Source organism: Grimontia sp. THUN1695, assembly GCF_059704325.2.
Genome location: NZ_AP046576.1, coordinates 349308 through 376137 on the forward strand (window position 1 = coordinate 349308; position 26830 = coordinate 376137).

The 26830-nt window shown below is 46.9% G+C and carries 23 protein-coding genes; 12 read left to right on the top strand and 11 right to left on the bottom strand.

Going from position 1 to position 26830, the window contains the following annotated elements; genetic code table 11:
- Positions 1-45: 45 nt before the first annotated feature.
- From viaA to sseA, 3 genes are all read right to left on the bottom strand, one after another.
- Complete coding sequence (viaA, locus tag AC6IB1_RS01750) at positions 46-1494, bottom strand: ATPase RavA stimulator ViaA (protein ID WP_497566658.1); 1449 nt, start codon at positions 1492-1494, stop codon at positions 46-48.
- Between the two features lie 9 nt (positions 1495-1503).
- The gene (locus tag AC6IB1_RS01755) at positions 1504-3138 is read right to left on the bottom strand and encodes an AAA family ATPase (RefSeq protein WP_497566682.1); all 1635 of its coding nucleotides are present in this window, start codon (positions 3136-3138) and stop codon (positions 1504-1506) included.
- Between the two features lie 309 nt (positions 3139-3447).
- Positions 3448-4296: a 3-mercaptopyruvate sulfurtransferase gene (gene sseA, locus AC6IB1_RS01760; protein ID WP_497566659.1), complete on the bottom strand. Its 849-nt coding sequence runs from the start codon at positions 4294-4296 to the stop codon at positions 3448-3450.
- Positions 4297-4382: 86 nt separating this feature from the next.
- On the opposite strand from sseA, the gene AC6IB1_RS01765 reads away from it, so the two are divergent.
- From AC6IB1_RS01765 to AC6IB1_RS01785, 5 genes are all read left to right on the top strand, one after another.
- Complete coding sequence (locus AC6IB1_RS01765) at positions 4383-5285, top strand: lipid A deacylase LpxR family protein (RefSeq protein WP_497566660.1); 903 nt, start codon at positions 4383-4385, stop codon at positions 5283-5285.
- A 370-nt stretch (positions 5286-5655) separates the two neighbouring features.
- Positions 5656-6810, top strand: a complete 1155-nt coding sequence (locus AC6IB1_RS01770) for an HD-GYP domain-containing protein (protein WP_497566661.1) — start codon at positions 5656-5658, stop codon at positions 6808-6810.
- A gap of 105 nt (positions 6811-6915) precedes the next feature.
- On the top strand, positions 6916-7338 hold the full coding sequence (locus AC6IB1_RS01775) for a DUF3010 family protein (protein ID WP_005502591.1): 423 nt from the start codon (positions 6916-6918) through the stop codon (positions 7336-7338).
- 447 nt (positions 7339-7785) lie between these two features.
- Entirely contained in the window at positions 7786-8400 is a 615-nt protein-coding gene (locus AC6IB1_RS01780; RefSeq protein WP_497566662.1) for a glutathione S-transferase, read from the top strand.
- Between the two features lie 21 nt (positions 8401-8421).
- Positions 8422-9090: a glutathione S-transferase family protein gene (locus AC6IB1_RS01785; RefSeq protein WP_497566663.1), complete on the top strand. Its 669-nt coding sequence runs from the start codon at positions 8422-8424 to the stop codon at positions 9088-9090.
- A gap of 59 nt (positions 9091-9149) precedes the next feature.
- Here the strand turns inward: AC6IB1_RS01785 and AC6IB1_RS01790 are convergent, their stop codons facing one another.
- Entirely contained in the window at positions 9150-9497 is a 348-nt protein-coding gene (locus AC6IB1_RS01790; protein ID WP_497566664.1) for a helix-turn-helix domain-containing protein, read from the bottom strand.
- A gap of 165 nt (positions 9498-9662) precedes the next feature.
- On the opposite strand from AC6IB1_RS01790, the gene AC6IB1_RS01795 reads away from it, so the two are divergent.
- Complete coding sequence (locus AC6IB1_RS01795) at positions 9663-9869, top strand: DUF3283 family protein (protein ID WP_497566665.1); 207 nt, start codon at positions 9663-9665, stop codon at positions 9867-9869.
- A 30-nt stretch (positions 9870-9899) separates the two neighbouring features.
- Here AC6IB1_RS01795 and AC6IB1_RS01800 read toward each other — a convergent pair whose 3' ends face one another.
- The 5 genes from AC6IB1_RS01800 to AC6IB1_RS01820 form a co-directional block, all read right to left on the bottom strand.
- Positions 9900-10568 (bottom strand): methyltransferase domain-containing protein, encoded by a 669-nt coding sequence (locus tag AC6IB1_RS01800; RefSeq protein WP_497566666.1) that lies wholly within the window; start codon positions 10566-10568, stop codon positions 9900-9902.
- Between the two features lie 210 nt (positions 10569-10778).
- Positions 10779-12392 carry a diguanylate cyclase gene (locus tag AC6IB1_RS01805; protein ID WP_497566667.1) on the bottom strand — a complete coding sequence of 538 codons (1614 nt, stop codon included), beginning with the start codon at positions 12390-12392 and terminating at the stop codon, positions 10779-10781.
- Positions 12393-12571: 179 nt separating this feature from the next.
- Complete coding sequence (locus AC6IB1_RS01810; protein ID WP_497566668.1) at positions 12572-13240, bottom strand: cupin domain-containing protein; 669 nt, start codon at positions 13238-13240, stop codon at positions 12572-12574.
- Between the two features lie 285 nt (positions 13241-13525).
- Positions 13526-15382: a DEAD/DEAH box helicase gene (locus tag AC6IB1_RS01815; RefSeq protein ID WP_497566669.1), complete on the bottom strand. Its 1857-nt coding sequence runs from the start codon at positions 15380-15382 to the stop codon at positions 13526-13528.
- 287 nt (positions 15383-15669) lie between these two features.
- Positions 15670-17334 (bottom strand): diguanylate cyclase domain-containing protein, encoded by a 1665-nt coding sequence (locus AC6IB1_RS01820; RefSeq protein WP_497566670.1) that lies wholly within the window; start codon positions 17332-17334, stop codon positions 15670-15672.
- Between the two features lie 250 nt (positions 17335-17584).
- Here AC6IB1_RS01820 and AC6IB1_RS01825 point away from each other — a divergent pair, with 250 nt between their 5' ends.
- The 6 genes from AC6IB1_RS01825 to AC6IB1_RS01850 all read left to right on the top strand — a co-directional run bounded on the left by AC6IB1_RS01825 (position 17585) and on the right by AC6IB1_RS01850 (position 23974).
- On the top strand, positions 17585-19582 hold the full coding sequence (locus AC6IB1_RS01825; protein ID WP_497566671.1) for an exoribonuclease II: 1998 nt from the start codon (positions 17585-17587) through the stop codon (positions 19580-19582).
- 730 nt (positions 19583-20312) lie between these two features.
- Positions 20313-21026 (top strand): dihydromonapterin reductase, encoded by a 714-nt coding sequence (gene folM, locus AC6IB1_RS01830; protein ID WP_497566098.1) that lies wholly within the window; start codon positions 20313-20315, stop codon positions 21024-21026.
- A 34-nt stretch (positions 21027-21060) separates the two neighbouring features.
- Positions 21061-21423: a dihydroneopterin triphosphate 2'-epimerase gene (gene folX, locus AC6IB1_RS01835; RefSeq protein ID WP_005502611.1), complete on the top strand. Its 363-nt coding sequence runs from the start codon at positions 21061-21063 to the stop codon at positions 21421-21423.
- A 128-nt stretch (positions 21424-21551) separates the two neighbouring features.
- Positions 21552-22091, top strand: a complete 540-nt coding sequence (locus tag AC6IB1_RS01840; protein ID WP_497566099.1) for a cytochrome b — start codon at positions 21552-21554, stop codon at positions 22089-22091.
- Positions 22088-22657: a YceI family protein gene (locus AC6IB1_RS01845; RefSeq protein WP_115660143.1), complete on the top strand. Its 570-nt coding sequence runs from the start codon at positions 22088-22090 to the stop codon at positions 22655-22657. Before AC6IB1_RS01840 ends, AC6IB1_RS01845 begins: the two co-directional genes overlap by 4 nt.
- A 183-nt stretch (positions 22658-22840) precedes the next feature.
- Positions 22841-23974 carry an amidohydrolase gene (locus AC6IB1_RS01850; protein ID WP_497566100.1) on the top strand — a complete coding sequence of 378 codons (1134 nt, stop codon included), beginning with the start codon at positions 22841-22843 and terminating at the stop codon, positions 23972-23974.
- 59 nt (positions 23975-24033) lie between these two features.
- Here AC6IB1_RS01850 and aroG read toward each other — a convergent pair whose 3' ends face one another.
- Both aroG and AC6IB1_RS01860 read right to left on the bottom strand, forming a co-directional pair.
- Complete coding sequence (gene aroG / locus AC6IB1_RS01855) at positions 24034-25098, bottom strand: 3-deoxy-7-phosphoheptulonate synthase AroG (protein WP_114995647.1); 1065 nt, start codon at positions 25096-25098, stop codon at positions 24034-24036.
- Positions 25099-25252: 154 nt separating this feature from the next.
- Positions 25253-26746 carry a cobyric acid synthase gene (locus AC6IB1_RS01860; protein ID WP_497566101.1) on the bottom strand — a complete coding sequence of 498 codons (1494 nt, stop codon included), beginning with the start codon at positions 26744-26746 and terminating at the stop codon, positions 25253-25255.
- Between the last annotated feature and the right edge of the window lie 84 nt (positions 26747-26830).

A 26830-nucleotide genomic window follows, 5' to 3' on the forward strand; every position in this document is an offset into this window, starting at 1 on the left:
GCGGTACATAACCGCCCTTTTTGTTGTTTTAGAAACGCTGTTGTCTTAGAAACGCTTGAGCAGCCGTCCCATCAGTGACGGATGATAATCCCAGGTGTGATCAAACATCTCCATCAGTTTCGGATTACCGTATTTTGACAGGCAAATGGCATGAAACCGATTATGTTGCTCTTTCAGTGCGTTCACTTTTTCCTGCACGTCTTTGGGCTGAACCGGTGCAATAAAATCTGAAATGACGACCAGATCGGCATTGCGGTATTTGTCGGTCCCCATCAGTTCAATGGAATGAGTCAGCACGGGCGCTAAGTCTGTTCCCCCATGGAATGAATAGGAAAGAAAATTCAGCGCTTCTTTCAACCCATTCTCGCCAGTCAGTTCATAAGTGATGTGGTCAGTGGAGAAGATCATGACTGAACAATCCCTGTCTTCCTGTACAGCAATTTGCATCAAGGCATAAGCCATTGCTTTTGCACATTGTTCGGGAAAGCCACTCATCGACCCTGATGCATCGACACAAATAAGGAATGGCCCTTTTTCTACCTCTACCTGCTTACTTTCAGGCTTAAACGATTTCACTTTTCTTAAAGAACGTTGCATGCCTTGCATGCGATAGGTCAGCAGGCGTTTGTCCGCAAAATGTTTGTAGAACAGTATTTCCAGTGCAGGTTCTGCAAGGTAGATAGTCTCATTGGGGACAATCTTTTCAAGGTTATCGCTTTGATGGATACCAACGATATCATCAGCGACGTTATCTGCCGGCTCCTCAACCAATTTCAGCTCTTCGGCAGGCGAACGCTGGAGGGAGGGATCATCTACCTCATTCGCCATTCTCCCCAGCTTTTCGGCGATAGCCTGAAGCTCTTTGTTTTCTTTGAGGAAGGCAACAAAACGCTTCAACAAATCCACATCGGTTTGGGTCACTTTTGATGAGGCCAAATCCCAAAGCCGACCCACTTTTTCTATCGTTCCCTGCTCCCGTACATTCTCGAGTGTTTTATAGGTTTCGATACGCTGGTAAAGCTCTTTCAGCAGCTTTTCTTTATGGGATTTAAGTTCTTTCTGTTGGGCATTCTGAATGGCAACCGCAAGATATTCATACCACTTTTTACAGAAGTACGCCTGAAACATAGGCGTCTCATTGGCAACGTTTTTCTCAATCAAACGCCTTGCTTCCAGATAAAACCCGGATTTACCTTCCAGCTTTTTGATCATCGGCTTCGCATGGCTGACGAAATCCTGCTGCGACAGGGAAACCGCTTGTTGGTAAAGCTGGATTTCCTGACGTAAATCATCCGTAATGCAGTCCGTGCTCAACCTGCGTTTTACAGAGTGTCGCCATTTGCGGATATGCTGACGCACTGCCGATTTCGCGGAAGGGCTGGCTTCTGTCATCATCAAAAGCTGGGGTTTTGCCATGACCTCATTCACGGCATGCTCCAGCATACCGGTTTCCGCCAGCATCATTCCCAGATGGAGACTTTCAGGACTCAGCATTCCCACTCCTTACTCGAAGTATTCGGCTAACATACGTGTCCGGAATGCGCCTTTCTCAAATTTAGCCGTTTGACGCTGCAATGCCTCCTCTGCGTCCGTAATGCTGTTGGCCAGCAGTGTCAAAAGCTCTGTATTGGCAAAATGATGCGGTAATGCGGCATTGAGCTGGCTGCGTGCTATCCGGATCATGTGTTTGGCATCATCAATCTTGGCAATAGACGCTTCATTGCGTTGTTGCCATTGCACAAACGCCTCTGGGTCATTGTCGTCAATGCCTGCAATGGCAACCGGGACCGGGCGGTTGGCAATGTCTTTGATCACCAGCCTGTGCTCACCATCCACATCGAATTTCAGCATGCAAAGGTTCGGGTTTTTATTCACATAGCCGTAAACGTCACAGGCACCGTTTTTGATTTTTTTCTCAAACTCAGCTGCATCCACATAGACCCAGCGGCTATCCCCTTTTTCTTTTTCAGACACCGAGGGGTTTGCCTCGAGCATGACAAACTTCACCAGATTGTTTGCCATGTTGAGTGAATATCGGCGTGCCTTGGTTAGATCGACACGGTGCTTTTCTTTTCGCATCGAAAGTTCAGTATCTACCGTATGGCCCAGTGCGTTTTTGATTTCTTCTTCCAGCTCTCTGCTGTCTTCATTGGCTTCCTGGGCAATGGTCAGTGCTTCCTGTTGGTTGAAGCAAATCTCCTGGGCAAAACGCTGCATCACGTCCATCACCACATTACGGGATTCCGGGCTGTGCCACAGACACTCTTGTAATAAAAGAAGGTCGACAGGGTTCACTTCATGACGGCCATTGAAAAACGCACTGGCTTTCAGCAGACGAACTGCTTTTTTCCACCGGCGATCGGAGATGTAGAGTTCTTCAGTGGGAAAATCATTGGTGCCATCTTCAGCCTCATGCTCAAGCATCATTTTCAGCGCATAGATTTTTTCAAACATATCGTCAGACAGGTCAACATTGTCTATCTGCCGTTGCCACTGTTCATATTCATGCGCTTTGATCGAGATATCACTGCCGATAGCAATCTCGGGCTCACCACTGTTGCCGGTCAGCAAGCGTTTGAAATTACTCTTTTCCTGAATCCGATTAACAAAAATCCGCACTAACATCCGGTCATACAGTGCATCCAGACCGCTGTCTGGCTCTGGCAATTCATTTGAGGCCGTCACCAGAAGCCGCATGGGGACGGGCAAGACTTCACTGCCATTGCGAAACACACGCTCGTTAACCACAGTAAGCAGGGTATTGAGGATCGCCGGTCCGGCTTTCCAGATCTCATCAAGGAAAACCACGTCTGCCGTTGGCAGGTAACCGTCAGTTAGGCGGACATATTTCCCGTTATCTTTCAGCTCTTGAATAGATAAAGGACCAAACACTTCTTCCGGTGTCGAAAAGCGGGTCATCAGGTATTCGAAGAAGCGACTGTCGTCAAAGGCTTCGATAAGGCGTTTGGCAATATAACTTTTGGCAATTCCGGGTGGGCCCAGCAGAAAAACACTTTCACCGCTAAGCGCTGCGAGCAGACAGAGACGAATAGTGTTTTCACGTTCATAAACGCCGTTGGATAAAGCATGCACAAGTTTCTGAATACGCTCAGGCAACAGTGCGTTGTTGGTAGGCATAGCGATTTGATTCGTCACGTTGCTGCTCCATTTTACTCATCAACAACATGAGACCAGTCATAACACATTGTTAATACTTTGTAACCATTAATATTTGCTTACATCTTGTATAGCATTTCAACTTTGATCTTTGCCACCGTTAAATCTTAGTTTGCGTTCCAGTTGCATAAAAAACTCCCAACTTGATTCCTATTTGTTCATTAGAATGGTTAAAAAATTGTGTCCCTCGCAACGCCGACATGAGCCAGCGCAAGCGGATAAAAAAGCCCCCGCAATTGCGAGGGCTCGATGACAGCGATTAAAGCCTGTTCAGTCCGATACGACAGGTAAGGTGTGATGACTTCCCCATTCACTCCACGATCCATCATAAACTGCCACTGGTTTACCCAGTGCATATTCACTCGCCAAAGCAAGCACACAGGCTGTTACCCCAGAGCCGCAAGACGCGATGTTAGGCTTGTCATCTGATATCACACCTGTCAGCAGTTGCTTCAACAGATCAGGGGATTTGTATTTCCCATCTTGTAACAGGGTTGAAAATGGCAGGTTTGTTGCCGTTGGCATATGGCCGCTACGCACGCCCGGCCTTGGCTCTGGTGCCCTACCCGCGAAACGCTCAGCGGCGCGCACATCAATCACATTCACTGAACAGGCTTCAATACCAGCCAGCAGTGCTTCTACGTCGATAACGCGCTCTGGCTGGAAGTTTGCAGAATAGCGGCATGGTGCAGGTGCTGCAGGTTCGGATATTTCCAGTGGTCCACCTATAGCTTCCCAGGCAGGCAAGCCACCATCGAGTACCGCAACGTGCTTGTGTCCCATCACCTTAAACATCCACCACCCACGGGGTGATGAGAAAATGCCAGCGCTGTCATACACGACCAGGTGATCGTCATGACTTATCCCCAACGCACCGACAGCAGCCTCAAACTCCGATGGCGACGGAAGCATATGTGGCAGTGGCGAACGTTTATCACAAATCTCGCCGTCGTAGTCAAAATACACCGCACCGGGGATGCGTTTTTCCAGCCACTCTGCTTTGCCGTTTCTCTCCAAGCCGGGCATGAAACAGCTTGCATCCAACAGCTTCAATGATGGCTCATACAGGTTATCTCTTAACCATTCGGCACTGACCAATACGTCATTTCTCTGTAGCAAATCACTCTCCTTATACTTCGCCATCGTCAGACCCAAATGAATGAGATAGCATGACCTAAGTTACTCTTAAATATACTAAGGACCTTATGTTTTCACGCAGATTTTTAGGTGCTGCGCTGCTTGCTGTCCCTATGCTCAGTGTTCCAGCCCACGCGGCTACCGTTTCCTTTTCTCTCGACAACGATGGTGCTCTGGGAACAGACCGAGATTATACCAGTGGCCTTTTCCTTCGTTGGTCCTCAGATCCCGGTGTGATTGGTTACAGTCTGGAAATTGGTTCTCAAATGTGGACGCCGTCTGATATCGAACAGACCTCGCCCCAGCCAAATGAGCGTCCTTACGCCGGGCTAGTCTATGGCATGGGCCGGGCCTATCACCAAACCGATTATCAGGCATTTAAAGGAAGTTTGATGCTCGGCACAGTTGGACCGGATTCCTATGCCGAAGACGCGCAATCTATCGTCCACGAGATTGTCGGTTCACCGGAGCCAAAAGGCTGGGACTATCAAATTAGCAACGAATTTGTCTATCAGGTAGGGCTTGAGGCCCATCAATTGCTGATGCGTGCTCCAATAGGTGAATTCAGCGTGTTTGGCCGGGGACAGGGCGGTAACTTCCAGAGTGAAGTCGCTGTTGGCGGTACATACCGGATTGGTTTTGATTTGGAAAACACTTTTGGTTCAACGTCAGTTCTTCCCGGGAATACGGTGGATGTCGGCCTGTTGAGCCATAGCGACAGCGGTATGTTCTTTTTTACCACACTCGAAGCACGTTACCGCTTTAGTGACATCACCATTGACGGTGATAAACCGCCCGAAAACGATGATATCCATGTTCAACATGGTCAGGCCGCGATTTCCAGTGGTGTTAGCTGGTATTCTCAACACTGGGGGGCTGTAACGTCAGTCACCGCCCAATCCAAGCAGTTTGAGGAGTCAGGACGCGATCTCAGTGCGTATGCCAACTTTACGCTGTTCTATCGTTACTAATAAGACAAAAAAATAGGCTGGTGAGAATTGCCAGCCTATTGGGGTTTACCGCCCAAATTTCTACGCGATTGGTCATAACTATTATGCTTCCTGTTCAGCCGGCAACCCTTGGTTTTCTTCGTAGCGCTAAGCTGATAACTGACGGCCATCTGGAACAAATAACAAGACCATTCGTCACCTGGGTTTTTAGCAGTACAACGTACGTTTTATTATCAGATTCGCCCATTTTTATCTCGCAAATTTGAACAGTAAGCGTGTATTTTGTATATAATTATGCTTATCAGTAATATCCTTCTTCGCCGCTGAATACAAACACTCAGGGTAAAGTAATCACGTCGACACCGACATTAATTAATCGGAGCACACATCAATGCTGCAAAAAGTCGCCATTGATCATGTTGAGATCGGCATGTATGTCGAGCAAATCGAATCTCAATGTGCCCGTACCAAAATGAAAAGGCCGGGGTTTATCAGACGACAGGAAACCATTGAAAACCTGCGCGACAAAGGCGTGTTATACGTTTATATCGACGCTGATCAAATCACTTCAGATGAGGATATCCAATACCGCGAAACCAAGCTGGGGAAGCATTCATCCATAAAAGGCAGTGATGAGTTCCGTGCGGCAAAAGAGTTGGTTGATACGTCCAAAAAGCAAATCAGTAAACTACTCAACGATATATACGAAAACAAACCCGTCGATATTGAGCCAGTCAAGCACATCAGCTCTGACATCGTAGACAACATTTTTGAACGGCGCGACGCTGTACTGTGGATCAGCGGCATTCGTGAAAAAAGTGCGTATTTGCTCGAACACTCCATGAATGTTGCTTTCCATTTGGTGAACTTTGGCCGGTATCTGGAGTTTGATCGCCAGACACTTGAAGAATTGGCTATTGGGGGCTTGGTGCATGACATTGGAAAGATTCTGGTTCGCGATGAAGTGTTAAACAAACCAGGGAAACTCACCGATGAAGAGTTTCTGCATATGAAAGAGCACCAAACCCTGTCACAACCCGTACTCGACAGCATGGTCGATTTGCCTACCCTTAGCAAAGATGTCAGCTTGATGCATCATGAAAAACTCGATGGCAATGGTTACCCTAACGGCTTAAAAGGTGACGAACTGACAGTCATCGGGCGTATGGCTTGCATCGTTGATATATACGACGCCTTAACGGCAGAGCGCTGCTACAAACCGGCCCTGTCTCCCTCAGAAGCATTTAAGATCATGATTGGCCTGACGCCCTTTCACCTCGACCCTGATCTGCTGAAAAAATTCATCCGCTGCATCGGTTTTTACCCAGTAGGTTCAGTGGTGGAACTGAGCAACGGCTGGGTAGGTCTGGTATGTAGAGAAAACCCGGATGATCTGATGACACCGACAGTGAAGCTTTTCTATTCAGCGCACACAGGATCCTACCGTGAAGTCGAATATGTTGACCTAAAAAAACGCCCTGATCTCAAGATCGTTCGCGGACTAACCGAAGCCAAACTAAAGACAAACTTCAGCGAGTTCCGTTAACCGCTACAATATTCACCAATTGCACCACATCTCTTCTATATTTCATGACCTCGCCTGTGCTTTTTCTTATACTTGTCCTCTTAATTGATTTGTGGAACTGAAATAATGCGTATTTGTGCTGTTGATTTTAAAAGCAACGAAGCGAACATTTGCCTGCTTGAGTCGAATCAAGGTCTGTTTGAAGTGCCGGAATGCCGCGCGCGAAAATTCACTATCACTGACGTAGCCAGCGCCGAGCAGATCCGAAACTTCCAGAAGCAGTTTGCAAAACTGATGGAAGATTACAAAGTGGATAAAATTGTTATCCGAGAACGCCCCACCAAGGGGAAATTCGCCGGCAGCGCGGCAGGCTTCAAGATGGAAGCAGCACTTCAACTGATCGACGGCATTGAAGCAGAAGTGTTCCCGTCATCAGAAATGAAACAGTCACTCAAGAGAAACCCTATTGCGGTTTCACTGAAAGAAGTTGGTCTGAAGCAATTCCAGGAACATGCTTTTATGACAGCGTGTGCCTACTTGAGCAAATAACAGGCTCACAGACCCACGGGGCTGCATACGCAGCCCTTTTTACCGTCCCTCTCCTCCGCAAGATTGTCATCACTGCGCTGTTTCTGGCTCGCCGATTGAAATATACATACAGGCGCATGAAAGCGAGGCACGCATCACGATATCTAACACTGGTCCCGTATTACCTGAAAATATGGGAAATAAATATCTAAGATCTATGGTCTCCGTTTGGGATGAAAAGTATAAGTGAGAGCATTCATTTGGGTTTCGGGCGTTACAACGCCAAACTGATAGTGATGGACTGAGTGTCACCAAGGATACTTATCGACTTCCAACCGTCCCAACGTAAATATCTCGGTCTTGTTCCCCCCTGATATATACCCAAGCAACCTGACGATGCAGAATTCAAGTTGCTTAGGTATATAGTTATCGTCAAAGGATGATCCAAAACCATCACAGGGAGTAAATATGAAGCTTTACGAAGTTGGCGCTGCACCTAGCGCAAAGCGTGTCAATCTGTTTCTGGCAGAGAAAAAAATCGACATCCCTCGCGAACATGTTGATATTCGTGGAGGGGAAAACCTGACTGAATCGTTCAAAGCAAAAAGTGTCAACGGACGCATTCCAATGCTGGAATTGGATGACGGTACCACTATCAGCGAAACCATTGCTATTTGCCGTTATATCGATGCTGCTTTCCCAAGTGACCACCATTTATTTGGCCGTACACCGGAAGAAATCGGCAAGGTAGAGATGTGGAACCGCATCGCTGAGTTTCAGGGACTGTACGCCGCTTTTCAGGCATTCCGTAACATTACCGGCATTTACAGCGATCGCGAGCGTTGCGTAGAAGCATGGGGAGAGGAATCTAAGCAGCGGGTTATCGAGTTTTTGCCTGTGCTGGAAGCACGTTTGGCTGAATCCCCTTTCCTCGCCGGAGAGCGCTTTTCAGTGGCAGACATCACTGCCTTTGTCACGATCAACTTTATCAAGAACATGGATATCCATGTCGATGACAGCATGCCAGCGTTGAAAGCCTGGCACGAAACCGTAAGCCAGAGAGACGCGTTCAAAGAAGCGTAACCAAAAGAAAAGGAATAGACAATGATTGAGCTCTATACAGCGGGTACGCCGAATGGCCATAAAATTTCTATTGCGCTAGAGGAAATGGGCTTACCCTACAACTACCATGCGTTGGATTTGATGGAAGCTGATCAGAAAAAACCTGAATTCCTTGCTATCAATCCCAATGGCAGAATTCCAGCTATTGTTGATAAAGAGAACGGCGATTTTGCTGTGTTTGAATCGGGTGCCATTCTGATTTATCTCGCTGAGAAAACGGGGAAATTCTTGCCTGCGGATGCTAAAAAACGCAGCCAGGTAATTCAATGGCTGATGTTCCAGATGGGCGGTGTAGGCCCAATGATGGGTCAAGCCAATGTTTTCTACCGTTATTTCCCGGAGAAAATTCCTGCCGCAATCGAGCGTTACCAAAATGAAGGACGCCGTCTTTTTGAAGTCATGAATACCCAGTTGGCAACCCATGCTTATCTTGCCGGAAACGAATATACGATTGCTGATATGGCGACCTGGCCCTGGGTACGTATCCACGAATGGAGTGGCGTAGACATTACCGGCCTTGATCACTTAAAACGCTGGATGGATGAGCTGGCTGAGCGCCCAGCCTGTCAGAAAGGTTTACTGGTTCCCCCACCGTCGCCCCTTTCTGATGAAGAAAGAGCCAAACAGATCTCAAAGATGGTAACCAAGTAATAGCACCCTCACTATCGGAGATCCGAATACAAAAGCCATCTCATCCCTTGGGATGGCTATTATAATTCTTTGACATATTCAATGAATACCTGATCACCGGAGTATTCCACTTTAGAGATATTGCCATCCACTGTCAGTGATGTCCGGATTGTAATCGGTCCACGATGTGTCACAGGTCGGTTTTTTTTCAGGCTGGGTAATGCACTTTCTGGATCCAGGCCCATTTCCTTACAAAAACGGAATACAAAATTCCGATCCATGGGTACATCGCCACGCATCGCTCTTGAAAAATCTAACTGACTTACACCTAATCGCTTGGCCATTTCAATTTGTGTGATCCGCAGTTTTGCCTTGTATGACATCCAGGCATCATAAAGTGATTGTCTGTCATGATAGGTAAATTCCATATTTTCCCGCCTCAGCACCTACCTGTGTAGAGCCCAATGGTACTGTCGAAGTACTTTTTCAATGTCAGCAAGGGGTAAGTACGGCGTTAACACTTGTCGAAACAGATGGTCTTCGCTATGTTATCGAGGCTTTGAGTTATCACCGAAATGACAAAGAGAGAAAGCATGAACCACAACCTCGCCCTATTACCGCCAGATGAAAAACAGAAAATAGAATTGGATAAACAGGCATCATTTTCTGTGTGGCAGGTAAAAAATGCGTTGGCAGATAAAAGCATTCTCACGCATCAGGCGAAAGAAATAACAGATGAGAATGAACGTGCTCATTTCATTGATTGTGTTGAGAAATATTCAAAAATGATGGGGCTATGAAGCCCCATTTTTATGCAAACGCCTTAGCATTTAGCGCTTGGTCAGTAAAGCAACGTATTTATTACGGTCATCACAATAAACAATACGGCAGTTGAAACTCTTACTGTCTGCCACACACCTGAGCGTCGACATTCCAATGTCGAACCAAGGAACTTCCTCGCTGACACTCCCATCAAACTCGAATGTCAAATGACGCGTGCGGTATCCTTCGTAACGAAGGTTTTCAGAGCTCAGTATCAACCGTCCTCCCGGGTACAAATTCCGCTGAGCTAGGTTTAGAAAATGGAAGAAATTCCGGATGTCGCCTAATTGACCAATGGCACCACGCAGTGCCAGCCAACTGAATGTCCGTTCAAACATCGGGTGTTGATCAAACAGGTGTCCACAAACCACAGAGGGCACCCCTCGTTGGTGCATGATGGCACACGCGATCGGTGAACTATCGATGGATGTGACCTTGATGCCTTTTGCCGTCAGATAGAGGGAATGCTCTCCACTGCCTGCGCCAACATTCAACACACTACGACGACAATAAGACAAAGCAATTCTGTCTGTCGCGACATCTGCCGGACAACGGAAAAAGTCGGATGTCGGGATCACGGAAGTACCGTTGCTCTCCCTGACTATCAGCTTTCCTGATTTGTTGCCGTTGTAATAGCTGGCAAGTGCGGTACCGAATACCTCAACAACACTTTGCATGGACAATCCCCCTGTTATTCAACCAAGAGAATACGATGAAGTGTTACACTCGACTGTCTCATTTTCAAAATGACTTATATGTATCAGAAAAAAGTCTGAGATGGTTTAGATTGTGCTGATTGAAACATGTCGCTATAGCAGCAAGAAATCATATGGCCATGAGTGATCTCTCATTGGCTTTTTCATGAAAAAATCATGTCAATTTTTGATTTAATGCTTTCGACTGAGTCGTGCTTTCTTTCGCTCTCGTTTATATTGGTACATGGTCTTGTCTGCTTCATTCAACCACTGCTCGGCCGACACTACCGTCTCTGACAATTCGATAGCCCCGAGGCTGATCGAAACATTCATCCCATCTGGTGAGTCTTCCCATTCAATGTCACATTTTAGGCGTTCAAGAATATGTGGTATTTCAGCCTTCGCGGTGTGGCGTAAAAGCACCACAAATTCATCGCCCCCAATACGGCCTGCCACATCAGAGTCCCGGATGTTAGCCGTCAAGTGATCAGCAATAGCAATCAATACCTTGTCACCTATTTCATGGCCGAATGAATCATTGATATCCTTGAACCCGTCTGCATCGATATACACCAGTACAGACGGATCTGTCGTCATTGTGTATTCTTTGTAGGCTTCCTGAATATCTGTCATGATTGCATGTCGCGACTTGATCCCTGTCAGAGAGTCAAACTCCACCAGTTCACGCAATTTCTTTGCCATCACAACCACAGTGTCACGCTGGTCAATTTCAGCAGTAATATCCGTCAGCGTCCCTACCCGGTAAATCAAACCACCGTTACCATCAAATACACAGTTGCCACTGTCACGGATATGCTTCACACGGCCATCGGTGAATAGAAGACGATAATTAATGTTCCAGGATCCCGTCGATGAAGAGAAGCGCGTGGTTTTCGCAAGTTCGCGTTCTGAGGGATGAACTTTCTGCAAGAATGCACAGGGATCCCTGTAAAGCTTTTCGACATTCTCTTCCCAAATGGTGTCATAGCGTTTGTTCACGTAGAAAAGATGCATCGGATCGGCGGCTGAAATCCACACCACAGAACTGACATTTTCGGCTATCGCTCTGAACCTGCGCTCTGAGGTAATGATCGCATCCTGCAGTTGCTTCTCTTCGTTGATGTCCAATACTGCAATCAAAAACTGTTGTTGATCGGTATACTTACACACAATCGAAGAAACAAACGTTCTTACCCAAATATGGTGCCCGTTTTTATGCAAATACCGCTTGTCGACACGGTATTGGTTTCTCAAACTTAACGTTAAATTCTCACGAAGTGGTTTTTCACGGTTGATATCAGAATGGTGCGTCAAATCATACTCACTGTACTCAATGAGCTCATCTTCTTCATAACCAAGCAGTGCCATAAATGCCGGGTTTACAGTGATGAATTGCCCCTTTTTATCAACGCGTACCATGCCCATAGGAAGACGCGCTAATAGTGCTTCGTTGATATCATCATCTTGTTGATAGAGCGTGAATGCCGCCACGAACATGTTGCTGGAAACCGTGCTAATGAGGCTCACCTTCAGTACATAAATGTTCTTGTTGTGAGCAAGCCGCACCAACTTGGTAAAAGGTTCATATTCAGGGGTGTTCAACACCACCTCAAAATACTGGGCTGTTTCGTGCCAGATGCTAGTGTTTAGATAGCCATCAATATGCTTTTCTCCCTCACGAAGACGAAAAAGCTGTCTGCACTCACGATTACTCTGTATGATCTCACCAAGATCGTTGAGTAGAACCATGGGTACAGGTGCCAATTCAAAAAACGGCATCTGAGGAAGGCTGTGCGTCTGAAACATCCGGGGTCGTCATGTCCTGTGCCAATGAGGCATTTTCAAGAAAAAGCTCGAACATCCGAGCTTCCCACTCACGCAACATACTAGCGATAAAAAGGGTCAACATCCGTCTCACTTTTACGCCGAGAACAAAAAACGGGTAAATATCAATATTCGGGCCAATTTCCTAGACAACTTTTTGTTCACTTAGCCGATCCCGGATAGGGCAAATGACCCACTTTTACCCATAACAAAGTGTCTTCTTCTGCATAAGGATTGTATTCAAACATGTGTGGGTTTCTAATCCAGGTTCCGGCCCTATATCGCCCGTACTCATCTCGGTACTCTCCCTCTAACACATACATCTCTTCTCCACAAAAATGAGAAATAGAAAAGAAATGCTGGCCCGCGGGCCACTTAATCAACGCAACCTGCTCCCCATTGAATTCATGCAAAGGCAACATTTTTAATCTGCCCTGCCCATCTATCCATCCTTCTTCACTACGTGTATTGATACGTACCATATGATGGTCATTAGCAGAAAACTGATGCAATTTAACCAGTATGATGCACCCTATTTCACTGAAAGGGGAATGGGTAAACCCGGGGGGATTACGGATGTAGGAGCCTGCGGGATAGTCACCGGTTTCATCAGAAAATACCCCTTCAAGAACGAAAATTTCCTCACCCAATGGATGTTCATGATAGATAAATCGACTTTTAGGGGAGTATTTAACAATGCTCGTGGCGTGACCACGCTCAGCCTCCTCACGCGCCAGAGGCTTTCTGTAGACACCTTCAACACGTGAAGGTTGCCAGTCCATATCGCAGGTATTGATAATCACCCGCTTATTAAACTGCATGTTCAGCATAAGACAGTCCTCAAACAGGGAAACGGCCTATATCCATGTCATGGAAAATGACATCCTGTACCACGAATACGTTCAAAACGCCCAGTTTCGGCTTGCTGTCACAATAATATAGTAATCTCCCGAATATCATTACGTCCCAATCCTTGGAACAGCATTCATTGCTTTGGTAACGTCCAACACCGTATTACCTGTCGGATATTGTTACTATCAATTAAAATCCTTATAAAACAGACAGTAAAAAACCCGCACACGGCGGGTTTTGACGTTTATCTTCAGACTGTGAAATTAAGCCTCTGCATGACGGCGTTCGCCACGGAACGAGCGACGATCGCCGCTGCGATCACGGTCAAAACGACGGCCTTTTTCACTGCGGTTACCACCACGTGGGCCACGGTCATCAAAGCGGCGAGGACCACGATCACCGCCATTGCGGTCACCGCCGTTACGGCGACGTGGTGGTGCCATGTCAACATGTCCTTCAACCAGCTGTGCATCAGTGGCTTTCTGGCGAATACGCAGCTGTCTCAGCTGGCCCAGAATCTCTTTTGGCATTTTCTTCGGTAACTGGACATAAGTGTGGCCTGTTGCCAGTTTAATAGAGCCAATGAATTGCTTCTCCAGACCTAACTCGTTCGCAATTGCACCAACAATATCTTTAACCTGTACGCCTTGATCACGACCAACTTGCAGTTGGTAAGTGTCCCAGTCAGCGGCATTGTAACTACGGCGCTCACCACGCTCTGAACGCTCACGTGGAGCACGGTCATCACGGCGTGAATCACGACGGCGGCTTTCACGTTCCATCGCCGCAATCATAGGATCAGGGCCATTGTAGAACAGTGGGCGCTTGCCTTGCTGGCGTTGAAGTAACATGGCTGCCAATGTCGCAGTATCTACATCAATTTGCTCTTGCAATTTCTCGATAAGACCGACGAACGCTTCCAGGCTTTCTGATTCTTTCTGCTCGTGCAAATCTGCTGCCAGACGCACCAAACGTGCCTCAGCCACTTTATCACGCAGTGGAAGCTGGATTTCTTCCATGCGGGTAGAGGTCACGCGCTCAATGGTACGCAGCATGCGGATTTGGTTAGTACGAACCAGCAGAATCGCTTTACCGGCACGTCCCGCACGACCGGTACGGCCAATACGGTGGATATATGACTCAACATCGAACGGGATGTCGTAGTTAAAGACGTGGGTAATACGTGGCACATCAAGACCACGGGCCACAACGTCAGTCGCAACCAGAATATCGATAACACCACGTTTGATGTGCTCAACCGTACGCTCACGCAGAGACTGAGGAATATCACCATGCAACGCAGCTGCTTTGAAGCCACGCGCACTCAGCCAGTCAGCCAGACGTTCAGTGTCCTGGCGGGTGCGTACGAATACAATCGATGCATCAGTTTCTTCTGTTTCAAGCAGACGAGACATCGCTTCATCTTTCTCTACGCCTTTAACAACCCAAAACTGTTGCTCGACTTTCTCAACAGTACGGTTGCTGCCCGCTACATCAATACGTGCTGGTTCACGCAGGAAGCGATCAACGATTTCCTTCACCATTGGTGGCATGGTCGCAGAGAACAGCACGCGCTGTGCAGATTCCGGCGCCTGCTCCATGATCCAGGTAACGTCATCAACGAAGCCCATCTTGAGCATTTCGTCAGCTTCGTCCAATACGAAGGTATGCACTTCGTCCAGTTGCAAACGTTCACGATTGATCAGATCTTTCACACGGCCCGGCGTACCCACAACAATGTGTGCACCGGCGCGCAGCGCACGCATTTGGTCAACGATAGACGCACCACCGTAGATTTCCAGCACCTTCAAACCATCAATTTTCTGGCCCAGCGCTTTCATTTCAGCAGCAACCTGAATCGCCAGTTCACGGGTTGGTGCCATCACGATAGCTTGTGGCTTACGTTGGCCCAGGTCCAGCTTGTTCAGCAGTGGAAGGGAAAACGCCGCCGTTTTACCGGTACCGGTCTGCGCTTTACCCAGTGCATCAACACCGGTCATAAGGAGGGGAATCGAGGCCGCTTGAATGGGCGTTGGTGAAACAAAACCGATTGCGTCAAGAGCGGAAAGGATGTTTTCAGCCAGATCTAACTGGCGAAATTCTGTAACAGTTTCTTGCATTGGGATCCCAATATATAAACAAAAGTAACGGGGCCCCTCTAACGGTTTCGCACTGTTATTTTTCACTGATACAGGGCCACCATCTAAGATTCGGTGACATCCTACTCTCTGTAACAGTATCTAACGCTACGGGCCTCGACAAATAAGGCGTGCATTCTGCGCCATTAAACCAAAAAAAGCCAGAAAAAATTGAACAGGTTCACAATTTTTTCTACGACTGATGGATTATTGACTGAAATGGGTCATTTCCGTACCATTTTGCTGCTATTTCAGGCAAAAAGGATGTTTCAGTCAAGACAAACACGGTTCTGCCCCAGCTTTGCAGCAGTCGCTCTTAGTTGCTTAGCGCCTTTAAGCACTTTCTTGTTGTTGGAAAACAGAGAAACTGAATCTTGGGTTACTCCTACACTGATAGTAACACGCTGATAATGGATAGAATTCGTATTGGAAATATTCAGGTGGTAAACCGCGCGAACCATATTTTCAGAAATGTCGCGTAATACCAGAACATCATCATGCAGCAGCAACATCGAGAATCGACCTGATCCGGCGTAACCCATCATGCCAGGCAGATGATGGAGGGTTGGGGACTCCAGCACATCTGCTACTTTTTTCACCAGATTGATGGCAGCCATATTGCCATATAATTTTCGATAGCCGTGAAAGGCATCAATTTCTATCGAGATAGCAGCCACTTTCTGCTTGGTTTTCCGGGCTTGTTTTACCAAGCCCGGCATTGCAATCATCAGTGCCTGTTGGTTTGGTAAACCCGTCTCTTTATCGTTGGTGTCCATCCAACGTTCAACCTGCTTTTTAGTAAACAGTTTTTGCTTCAGTGTTTTCAGCTCACTCACATGACGACTGTTCACATTCAGCAACTCTTCAAAACGCGCTTTTGCCGTCTCCGTTTCACGCAGCTTGACGATTTTCTGGCAAACAGAAGCTGCCAACAGTTTAATGGCTTCTTTCTTTGGCTCATCAAGCGGGGTTTTATAGAGCAGGTTGTCACCGGCTATCCAACCAATACACTCATCGACGTTCCACATCGCCATCATGACGTTCCAGCCAACCCCGACCTGCTCAGTACCAAAGTAAAGCGGGACATTCTCCTTAACGATAAGCTCATTCTTTTTAGTAAAGGCTTCTTCCATAAATAGGGTATTGGGCATTTCCTGACAAAACTCAGAACGATCAACAACATTGCCATGAGGATCTGTACCCCAGGTTCCCCACATCTTTTGGGCTTCCAAATCACAGAGGAATATTCCCATACGGTCAACCTGTAAGCGATCACGCCCCAGCTCAACTGCAATACGGCACAGGGAATGAATCGTTGTCGCTTTGGTAAAACGAAGGGATATTTCGTGCAGATTTTTCAGGTATGTCAGTTGAGAAGCCAATGTGTGGTTGTTTAAAGCGAGATTGAGTTCACTCCGGCGACTACAGGTAGTTTGCTGACTTAACCGGTGTGCGAGCACTTTGCATTTCATGTGAGCATCAACGTTTTTTAGCAGCCATTTGAAGTGCTCCGGTTTGAACCTGCACTGCAACAGTGTCGTTTCTGACTCTATCAACAGGTAACCCAACCTTTCTTCCCCTTTATACAGGGGAATGACTGCATGTTCCCATTGGTCGTCGTTTTGTTGCCAGTCTGCGTTAAAAGGCAACCCGGATATAAACGAAAATTGCTCCCTGCGCTGACCCGCCAGACGTGCCCAATCAATGTAATAGCCACTGTACTCTTCGGTAGGTTTAAAAGAAGGGTAAAAGCTGAAAACAGACTGAGTTTGGCTGGCTGCCAGTTTGAGTTCATCCTCTATCCATACAAAAAGCGCAATATTCCCAATGTTATTCTGACGACCCAGCCGACGAAAAATATCCTCGCACCATTTTTCAAACGTGCTGGTGGACTCCTCGAGTGCATACGTTTTAAGTGCTTCGGTACTTTCCATAAACAACCCATTTCATCCCTGTGTTGACTGCGCCTCATTTTGTCATTGTTACGACATTTGGCATTCACGCTCCCTTAACTTTGGGATGTATATTGATGTTTTTATTCTGTTTCAATACGTAGCTTCTCAGTTTTCTCTACCCTTATCCAAGTACGCAGCCACTGACGACACACAGGATTAATGTGTGACTGCTTGGTTTTGACGGTGTGAATCCGTATAGTGTGTGGGTTCACAATCTGAGACCAGGCTAATGTTTCAAGACAATCCATTACTCGCACAATTAAAACAGCAAATCAAAGAGACCATTCCAAAAAAAGAAGGCTCAATCAAAGCAACGGAAAAAGGCTTTGGCTTCCTCGAGGTCGACAGTAAAACAAGCTACTTCATCCCCCCTGCATACATGAAAAAAGTGATGCACGGGGACAAAGTCGTCGCGCTTATCCGCACCGAAAATGACAAAGAAGTCGCTGACCCTGACGAGCTGCTGGAGCAGTCAATCGATCGTTTTATTGGCCGTGTGAAAATGATCCGCAACAAGCTGAATGTGGTGCCGGATAACCCTCAGCTGAAAGACGCCATTCGTGCAAAAACTAAAAAAGGATTGAGCCATGATGCACTTGCCGAAGGCGATTGGGTGGTCGCAACTCTCATTCAGCACCCACTTAAAGGCGACAATAGCTTTTTCTGTGAAATCAGTGAAAAAATTACGGATGCCAACGACAAAATCGCCCCTTGGTGGGTGACGTTGGCCAAGCACAATCTTCCAAACCAGGAACCAGCCCCACAATCCGGCTGGGAAATGTTGGATGAATCGCTGACTCGTGAAGACCTGACAGAATTGCCATTCATTACTATCGACAGTGAATCGACCAAAGATATGGACGATGCCTTGCACACGGTTGCTAATGCCGATGGCACATTTACACTGACAATAGCAATTGCCGATCCGACAGCGTATGTCGCACAAGGCACTGATCTGGATAAAGAAGCGCGCGCGCGCGGCTTTACGATTTATCTGCCAGGTCGCAATATTCCCATGCTTCCACGTGAGCTGAGTGACGATCTTTGCTCGCTGCGCGAAGAAGAAATACGCCCGGCCCTGTGTTGCCGTGTTACTGTGCTTGCTGACGGCACGATTGCAGATGATGCAGCATTCTTTGCTGCCACAATCAAATCACAGGGTCGTCTGGCTTATGACAATGTTTCCGATCTTCTGGAAACCGGACGCTGTGACAAATGGACACCTTCAGAGGTGATTGCCGAACAGATCCATGCACTGCATGGTTTGGCGAAAGCACGTATTGCTTGGCGTGAAGCCAATGCGGTGACGTTCCCTGACCGCCCCGATTACCGTTTCGAGTTGAGTGAAGACAACGACGTTATCGCCATTCACGTTGACCTCCGCCGTATCGCCAACCGCATGGTTGAAGAAGCGATGATCACGGCAAACATCTGCGCTGGCCGAACATTACGCGAACACTTTGGCTTCGGTGTTTTCAACACTCACTCGGGTTTTGCACCAGAGAAAATCGTAGATGTGGTTGAATTGATCAACAGTCATGGCGGTGAAGTAACTGCCGAAGCCCTAGCAACACTTGAAGGTTTCAGTGCATTGAGACGCTGGTTGAATGAACAGGAAACAACGTATCTAGATAACCGTATCCGCAAGTACCAATCCTACAGTGAAATAGGGAACACACCTGCACCTCACTTTGCAATGGGTTTGGACGTTTACGCAACCTGGACATCACCAATCCGTAAATACGGAGATATGGTTAACCACCGCTTGCTCAAAGCGATTATCCGTGGCGAAAATGCAGCGCAGACGCCCGATGAAATGATCGGTGAAGAACTCGCCCAGCACCGTAAACACCACCGTATGGCAGAGCGTGACGTTGCAGATTGGTTGTATGTCCGCCTATTAAAAGATTGTGTGGAAGCAAAAACTACGTTCACTGCAGAGATCTTTGATATCAACCGTGCGGGAATGCGTGTGCGACTGCTGGAAAATGGCGCAATGGCCTTCATTCCCGCACCAATGATTGTTGATAACAAGAATCGTATCGAATGTAATGGCGATCTCGGCACCATCTCTGTCGATGGCACGACAGAATTCCAGTTAGGCGATACTATCGAAGTGGTGCTGACAGACGTGAAGGAGCCGACCCGCTCTATCGTTGGTAAGCCCACCCGTGAATTTGCGGTTATTGCTGAAAAAGCAGAAGAAACGGAAGAAAAAAGCGAATAATTCCAGCTTTTATAGGAAAGCCAGACAAATGTCTGGCTTTTTTCGTTTTATGCTGTTAACAGGCAATAAAAAACCCGGACCATGGAAGCCGGGTATGTGGTTACTTTGTTTGACTTTTCACGCAGCAAGCGAGAGTAAAGTCCAGCTATGCAGTAACGCCAAAAATTGGACCAATCACTAGGATGTCGGCGGCCAAACCAATGCCTGATGATTGTTTGATGTCCAAGGGGTTTGTGGATACAAACCTTATTGTTATAAGACGAATTCTATTAATTGTTGCTTAACCGCAGATGAACCAAGGCATCAGCATATCAATACGGCATTATCATCAAATTTGTCTTCACTCGCAATTTAAAACTTCAACCAACCCAAGGCGCAAAGAAACCCATGACAAACGTCTCAAATATACATCTTAACTATAAAAAATTGTCAACGAAATGAAGAAAGGTTGTTTCCAATGGCATTTTTTATTCAATGCGTTACATTCAGTGTTCATCTAACAGACGTTTGCGACAGTTTTCGAACACATGCAGCCAAGGACAACCCACCCTAGCCGCTTTATAAGTTATACCTACAACCTAACGCTAACGCGTTTTTGCATCCAACTTCCACAACAGCGTTCTGCTAGTATCTAACATACTGATTTTTATATTTATGGCGACGCTACCAGAATACTCGTTTATCTGTCATATTCGTAACACGCCACGCAAAGACCTAAAAAGAGAATGATATGACTGAAAAGACAATTGTGATCACCGGGGCCGGACAAAGAATTGGACTTGCGCTCGCGATCCATTTTCAGCAGCAAGGCTATGGTGTGATCGCCACCTACCGTTCAGAGAAACCGGGCGTAAACATACTAAGGGAAGCGGGTGTGACGTGCATTCAGGCAGATTTTTCCACGGATAAAGCAATCCATGATTTCGCCCGTGAACTTGCCGCGCGTAATGTGATAATTCGGGCACTCATTCACAATGCATCAGACTGGAACGCGGAAAGCAAGACTGATGATTACGCCACCCTTCTGGATGCTATGATGCAAATCCATGTTAAAACGCCCTACCTATTGAACCTGGCCCTGTCACCCTTTATGGCAAAAGGAACGCCTGCCGGATCTGATATCATTCATTTTACCGATTATGTCGTCCGCAAAGGCAGTGAAAAACATATTGCCTATGCAGCCAGCAAAGCCGCACTGGATAATCTGACCCTTTCCTTTGCCCAGAAATTAGCGCCCGCTGTTAAAGTGAACAGTATTGCCCCTGCCCTCATTATGTTTAATGAGAGAGATGATGAAACGTACAGGGCAAAGGCATTGTCCAAATCTCTGATAGGGATTGTGCCCGGTGAGCAGGAGGTGATTAATGCGGTCGAGTTTATCTTGAACAGTCGCTATATGACCGGACAGAGTATCAATCTGGACGGTGGCCGAGCACTCAAATAAGCCCGCTCTTATACCTACGTATGGAAACTACACTATGCAAAACGCCGTTATCAAAATTACAAATCTTCGTCTGCGTACCTATATTGGTTTCAACCCGGAGGAACAGCAGAAAAAACAAGACGTTGTGCTCAATATAGAAATCCATTATCCGGGCCAGAAAGCCTGTATTAATGACAATGTTGAAGAAGCACTCAACTACAAGGTGATCACTAAGGCTATCATCGACCATGTTGAAAATGGCCGATTCCTTTTGTTAGAAAAATTAGTGTCGAGTGTCTTGGATATTGCACGTTCACACCATTGGGTAACGTATGCCAATGTCACTATCGACAAGCCTCACGCCCTACGTTTCGCGGATTCCGTATCACTCAGCCTGAGTTGGAAACAGGAAGAGTGACGCTTATTATACAAAGAGTGGGGTTCCATCAATTTTTTAGAATAAGTTGTTCAGTTGCATCTGGTTCACCTACATTTAATGATGATTATAATTCTCATCAACAATTAATGACAGGATACGACTGAAACATGGAACGCCCGAGGCAATATAATGCTGTTCTTCGCATCATTCACTGGTTAACAACTATTGTGGTCGTCGGCTTGTTTGCCGTCGGTTTGTGGATGGTTGACCTGACTTATTACAGTAATTGGTATAAAACGGCCCCTTATTGGCATAAGTCTATCGGCATTCTCCTTGCTGCCCTTACTGTTTTCAGGTTAATTTGGCGCACACTGAAAGGCACACCAGCGATTGAAGGAAACCGGCTTGAACAAGCAGGCGCCCATGCCGCGCACTACCTGATTTATGTTCTCCTGTTTTTAATTTTTATATCCGGCTATTTGATTTCTACGTCTGACGGCAGAGCCATTGACGTTTTCACCTGGTTTTCAGTGCCTGCACTCGGTGAATTGTTTCCAAACCAGTCTGACATTGCCGGTACCATTCACTACTATGCTGCATTTGTACTTATCGGATTAGCCATTTTGCATGCTGCAGCGGCACTAAAGCACCACTTCATCAATAAAGACAATACATTACGGAAAATGCTTGGAGATAAATCGCTATGAAAAAGACACTTGTTGCTCTGGGACTCGCTGCGGCAACCCTGTTGCCAACTATGGCTTCAGCGGATGACTATGTTATCGACACAAAAGGAGCACATGCATCCATCAACTTCAAAGTACCACATTTGGGCTACAGCTTTATCAAAGGCCGTTTTAATAACTTTGAGGGCGAATTCTCCTACGATCCGGCAAAAGTGACCGACTCAAGCGTGGTTGTGACTGTCGACACCACAAGCCTGGATTCAAACCACGCAGAGCGTGATAAGCACTTACGCAGTGGTGATTTTATCAACGCATCCAAGTTTTCTTCTGCGACTTTCAAGAGCACGTCTGTTGAAGAAAACAGCGATGGCACACTGACCATCAACGGAGACCTGACACTGCACGGTAAAACGCATCCAATTTCCATTGCCGCTAACTTTATCGGTGCCGGCGAAGACCCGTGGGGCGGCTACCGAGCAGGTTTTGAAGGTACAACACGTATTGAACTGAAAGACTATGATATCGCGGTTATGGGGGCATCAAGCTATGTGGACCTAGAGCTGCATATTGAAGGTGTTCGTAAGTAATCTGTAGACACTGCACTGCATTAAGTGGCAAGCACTAGCTTGCCATTTTTCTTTCATCAGACGCACAAATCCTACCATTACCAACTCTGATCTCTGACTCCCTACAGTTTCGATCCCGATCACACAAATACCCTTAACCAGCACGTAGAGTGTGGAGCTTATTTCTGCGCGTATGGTGAAGCTATGTTCAACCCTATCCTGTTTCGTCACCAGTTGCATAAAATGCCAGAACTGTCTGGTTTAGAATGCAATACCGAAGAGGTTATTGCTAAAACACTGCGTGACTTTGGTTACATGCCTATAACAGGAATAGGTGGCCATGGCATTGTTGTTGATATTGATAGCGGTGAGCCGGGCCCGAACCTGCTTTTCAGGGCAGATATTGATGCCTTGCCGATACAAGAAATCTCATCACTCAGCCATTGTTCTGTCAAAAACGGCATCATGCACGCTTGTGGCCACGATGGACATACTGCAAGTCTAATGGCGTTGGCACATCGCTTATCCTGTTCACCGCTTCAGCGGGGCCGGGTTACCCTGCTGTTTCAGCCCTCGGAAGAAAACGGTTTAGGCGCCAGAGCTATGCTGGACGACAATCAATGGTCACCAGGCCACATTGATTATGCCTTCGGCTATCACAATGTACCAGGCTTTCCTTTGGGCCAGATGCTATGTCGAGAAAACACATTCTCCTGTGCATCTGCAGGTGTTGCAATCAAACTGGCAGGGAAAACAGCCCATGCCGCGTATTCAGAAACCGCCATCAACCCCACGTCAGCCATTGCCGAATTAATACAATCTATCGAAACGTTACCCACATCCATCCCTCACAGTTTTACATTAGCGACCGTTGTTCACGTTAATCTGGGGCAACCGGCATTTGGCACAACACCTGCAACAGGAATGCTGATGGCAACATTGCGAAGTGACAGAAATAAGTGCCTTAGCTTTGTTTGTCAGGAAGTGGAAAAGCAGGCTCGCCATGTTGCTGAGCGCGATGGTTTAGCATTGGCTATTGAGTGGTTCGACAGGTTCAATGCGACCATTAATCACAGCGAGGCAAACATGCTGTTAAGGCAAGCGTGTAAAGATCTGGGCTTTGACCACACAGATTTAGATGTTCCTATGCGCTGGTCGGAAGATTTTGCTGAATATTCCCACACATGGCCATCTGCATTTTTCGGGTTAGGTAGTGGTGCAGCCCATCCCCCACTTCATGATCCTCAATACGATTTCCCCGATGCCCTGATTGATATATCAAGCAAAATTTTTGAACAAATCATCCGGAATATGAACGGGTTAAACATTGCCATTTAAACTAAAAAAGCCACCAACATAGCACCATGTTGGTGGCTTTTTAATTCGAAACGTTTGTTTTACTTCTTCGTCGCGCGACGCTCCTGAACGGCATCAGCCAAAATGTTCAACACTTTCTCTGTATCTTCCCAGCCGATGCACGCATCAGTGATACTTTGTCCATAAGTCGTTGCTTTTCCATCCACCAAATCCTGACGACCTTCCACCAGATTGCTTTCAATCATGACACCAAAAATAGCCTCATTACCGCCGGCGATCTGGTTCGCAACATCTTCGCCCACAACTAACTGGCGCTTGAACTGTTTACTGCTGTTTGCGTGGCTAAAGTCAATCATCACCTTGTTGCGAAGGTTTGCAGCATTCAGTTGCGCAGTCACATCAGAAACATGTTCTGCAGAATAATTCGGCTCTTTACCCCCGCGTAGAATAATATGGCAATCTTCATTCCCCGAGGTTTCCACAATGGCCGAATGACCAAACTTGGTCACTGACAGGAAGTGGTGTGAAGAACTTGCTGAACGAATAGCGTCTGTTGCAATTTTAATGTTGCCATCAGTGCCATTCTTAAAGCCCACAGGACAAGACAGACCCGAAGCCAACTCACGGTGAACCTGTGATTCCGTAGTACGCGCGCCGATAGCCCCCCAACTGATCAAGTCACCCATGTATTGCGGTGTGATCATGTCCAGAAACTCCCCCGCTGTAGGCAACCCCATATCAGTGATGTCTAACAACAGCTTACGACCAATACGCAAACCATCGTTCAGTTTGAAGCTGTCGTCCATATAAGGGTCGTTAATCAATCCCTTCCAACCCACTGTGGTGCGCGGTTTTTCAAAGTAAACGCGCATGACGATTTCCAGACGATCGCTCAACCGTTCACGGATTGCTTTAAGTTTTTTTCCATATTCCACTGCGGCTTCAGGGTCATGGATAGAGCATGGGCCAATAACCACCAGCAGTCGATCGTCTTTATCATTCAGAATATTGTGAATCGCCTGACGGGCGTTATACACTGTTTCAGACGCTCTTTCCGTTGCCGGAAATTTCTCCAATATGGCAATCGGCGGTAAAAGTTCTTTAATATTGCTAATTCGGACATCGTCTGTTTGATGGAAGCTCATTCATTCACCCTGCTACATGCTTTCCGCTGCGCATATCAATGACACAGCGGCGCGTTTTCCCTACTTGTTTTACAATTAACTTATCGCCAATCCCTAACAAGTGCAAACCTATTTTTACGCTTTCCCGAAAATTAATATTCTTCTCTTTTATTGACTATTTTATGCAATGTGCTAGCGATGTATTATCTTTGATTGACGACCACAATTTTTCCAAATCTAAGTACGCTTCAAGCGTATCAGCCAACACATCCAGGCTTCTTTGTTTTTCTTTCGCTAAATCAATGCGTTTTGCATCAGATAAGCCTGCCCAATCCAAGATAAGCGCAAGGGCTTCTGGCGAATCAAACACACCATGCCAATAGGTACCAAAGACATTATTGTCCGCATTGACCAATCCATCATTGCCTTGCTCACACATGATAGGTGTCACACCTTTTGCTTGCGTCACCCCCATATGAATTTCATAACCCGTGACATTTGTCACTTTGTTATTCAACATCAGGCGCCCGCTTTTTTGTGTGAGCACTTTCTCTTTTTCTATGACGGTTGAGGCATTCAGATATCCCAGTCCCTGAGCTTCAAGCACTTTTCCCTCAATGCCCAGCGGATCGGCGATTTGTTCACCCAACATCTGGTAGCCACCGCATATCCCCATCACTTTTCCACCATAACGAAGATGCCTTTCTATCTGTCTGTCCCAACCATATTCGCGAAGGCTGTTGAGATCAGAAATCACGCTCTTGCTGCCGGGAATAATAATCAGGTCACAAGGCGGTATTGCCTGCCCTGGCGGGGCATACTGGAGATTTACCTGGGGGTGAGCCCGCAATGCATCGAAATCCGTATGGTTGCTAATCCTTGGCAAAACAGGGACCACAACATTCAACACCTCTTTGTCTGTATCAATAGGCTGCTGATTGGTATCAACCGCATCTTCCGCATCGAGCATTAGCCCCTGCAAGTAAGGAATAACACCCAGCACGGGTTTACCCGTCTTTTCCTCCAACCACGCCAGTCCGGGTTCCAACAGCTTGATATCTCCCCTGAACCGGTTTATCACAAAGCCCACAACGCGGTCTCTTTCAGACGGTGACAAGCAATCCAGTGTACCAACCAGATGCGCAAAGACACCGCCACGATCAATGTCTGCCACAATGATCACTGGCACATCCGCTTCTTCAGCAAATCCCATATTGGCAATGTCATTCTCCCGGAGATTGACTTCAGCAGGACTACCAGCCCCTTCAATCAACACACAGTCATATTCAGACGCCAGAATTGAAAAGGATTCCATAACAGGCGGCATGGCAAATGCCTTATAAGATTGGAAACCGATCGCATCCATGGCACCAACCGCTTTCCCCTGAACAATCACCTGGGCAGCACAATCTGAGCTTGGCTTCAACAAGATAGGATTCATGTGGACACTTGGTTCGATACCGCAGGCAAGTGCCTGAAAGGCCTGCGCCCTGCCGATTTCTCCCCCTTCTTTTGTGACAGCACTGTTGAGTGCCATGTTTTGTGGTTTGAAAGGGACAACCTTGACACCCCGGCGGGCAAGTAAACGGCATAGCCCAGCGACAATAACGCTTTTACCGGCATCTGAAGTCGTACCCTGAACCATCAGCGCTTTTGAGGTAGATAACATGAAAATATTCCAAAGAAAGAATAGGAATATCCCCAGTAACCTGAAGGCATTGGTTTTCAGATTGTGTGAGGATAAACGTTGATC

Coding starts and splice junctions, on each gene's coding strand:
- viaA (WP_497566658.1), bottom strand. CDS start 1,494: ATGCTGAGTCCTGAAAGTCTCCATCTGGGAATGATGCTGGCGGAAACC.
- AC6IB1_RS01755 (WP_497566682.1), bottom strand. CDS start 3,138: ATGCCTACCAACAACGCACTGTTGCCTGAGCGTATTCAGAAACTTGTG.
- AC6IB1_RS01765 (WP_497566660.1), top strand. CDS start 4,383: ATGTTTTCACGCAGATTTTTAGGTGCTGCGCTGCTTGCTGTCCCTATG.
- AC6IB1_RS01770 (WP_497566661.1), top strand. CDS start 5,656: ATGCTGCAAAAAGTCGCCATTGATCATGTTGAGATCGGCATGTATGTC.
- AC6IB1_RS01775 (WP_005502591.1), top strand. CDS start 6,916: ATGCGTATTTGTGCTGTTGATTTTAAAAGCAACGAAGCGAACATTTGC.
- AC6IB1_RS01780 (WP_497566662.1), top strand. CDS start 7,786: ATGAAGCTTTACGAAGTTGGCGCTGCACCTAGCGCAAAGCGTGTCAAT.
- AC6IB1_RS01785 (WP_497566663.1), top strand. CDS start 8,422: ATGATTGAGCTCTATACAGCGGGTACGCCGAATGGCCATAAAATTTCT.
- AC6IB1_RS01790 (WP_497566664.1), bottom strand. CDS start 9,497: ATGGAATTTACCTATCATGACAGACAATCACTTTATGATGCCTGGATG.
- AC6IB1_RS01795 (WP_497566665.1), top strand. CDS start 9,663: ATGAACCACAACCTCGCCCTATTACCGCCAGATGAAAAACAGAAAATA.
- AC6IB1_RS01800 (WP_497566666.1), bottom strand. CDS start 10,568: ATGCAAAGTGTTGTTGAGGTATTCGGTACCGCACTTGCCAGCTATTAC.
- AC6IB1_RS01805 (WP_497566667.1), bottom strand. CDS start 12,392: ATGTTTCAGACGCACAGCCTTCCTCAGATGCCGTTTTTTGAATTGGCA.
- AC6IB1_RS01810 (WP_497566668.1), bottom strand. CDS start 13,240: ATGCTGAACATGCAGTTTAATAAGCGGGTGATTATCAATACCTGCGAT.
- AC6IB1_RS01815 (WP_497566669.1), bottom strand. CDS start 15,382: ATGCAAGAAACTGTTACAGAATTTCGCCAGTTAGATCTGGCTGAAAAC.
- AC6IB1_RS01820 (WP_497566670.1), bottom strand. CDS start 17,334: ATGGAAAGTACCGAAGCACTTAAAACGTATGCACTCGAGGAGTCCACC.
- AC6IB1_RS01825 (WP_497566671.1), top strand. CDS start 17,585: ATGTTTCAAGACAATCCATTACTCGCACAATTAAAACAGCAAATCAAA.
- folM (WP_497566098.1), top strand. CDS start 20,313: ATGACTGAAAAGACAATTGTGATCACCGGGGCCGGACAAAGAATTGGA.
- folX (WP_005502611.1), top strand. CDS start 21,061: ATGCAAAACGCCGTTATCAAAATTACAAATCTTCGTCTGCGTACCTAT.
- AC6IB1_RS01840 (WP_497566099.1), top strand. CDS start 21,552: ATGGAACGCCCGAGGCAATATAATGCTGTTCTTCGCATCATTCACTGG.
- AC6IB1_RS01845 (WP_115660143.1), top strand. CDS start 22,088: ATGAAAAAGACACTTGTTGCTCTGGGACTCGCTGCGGCAACCCTGTTG.
- AC6IB1_RS01850 (WP_497566100.1), top strand. CDS start 22,841: ATGTTCAACCCTATCCTGTTTCGTCACCAGTTGCATAAAATGCCAGAA.
- aroG (WP_114995647.1), bottom strand. CDS start 25,098: ATGAGCTTCCATCAAACAGACGATGTCCGAATTAGCAATATTAAAGAA.
- AC6IB1_RS01860 (WP_497566101.1), bottom strand. CDS start 26,746: ATGTTATCTACCTCAAAAGCGCTGATGGTTCAGGGTACGACTTCAGAT.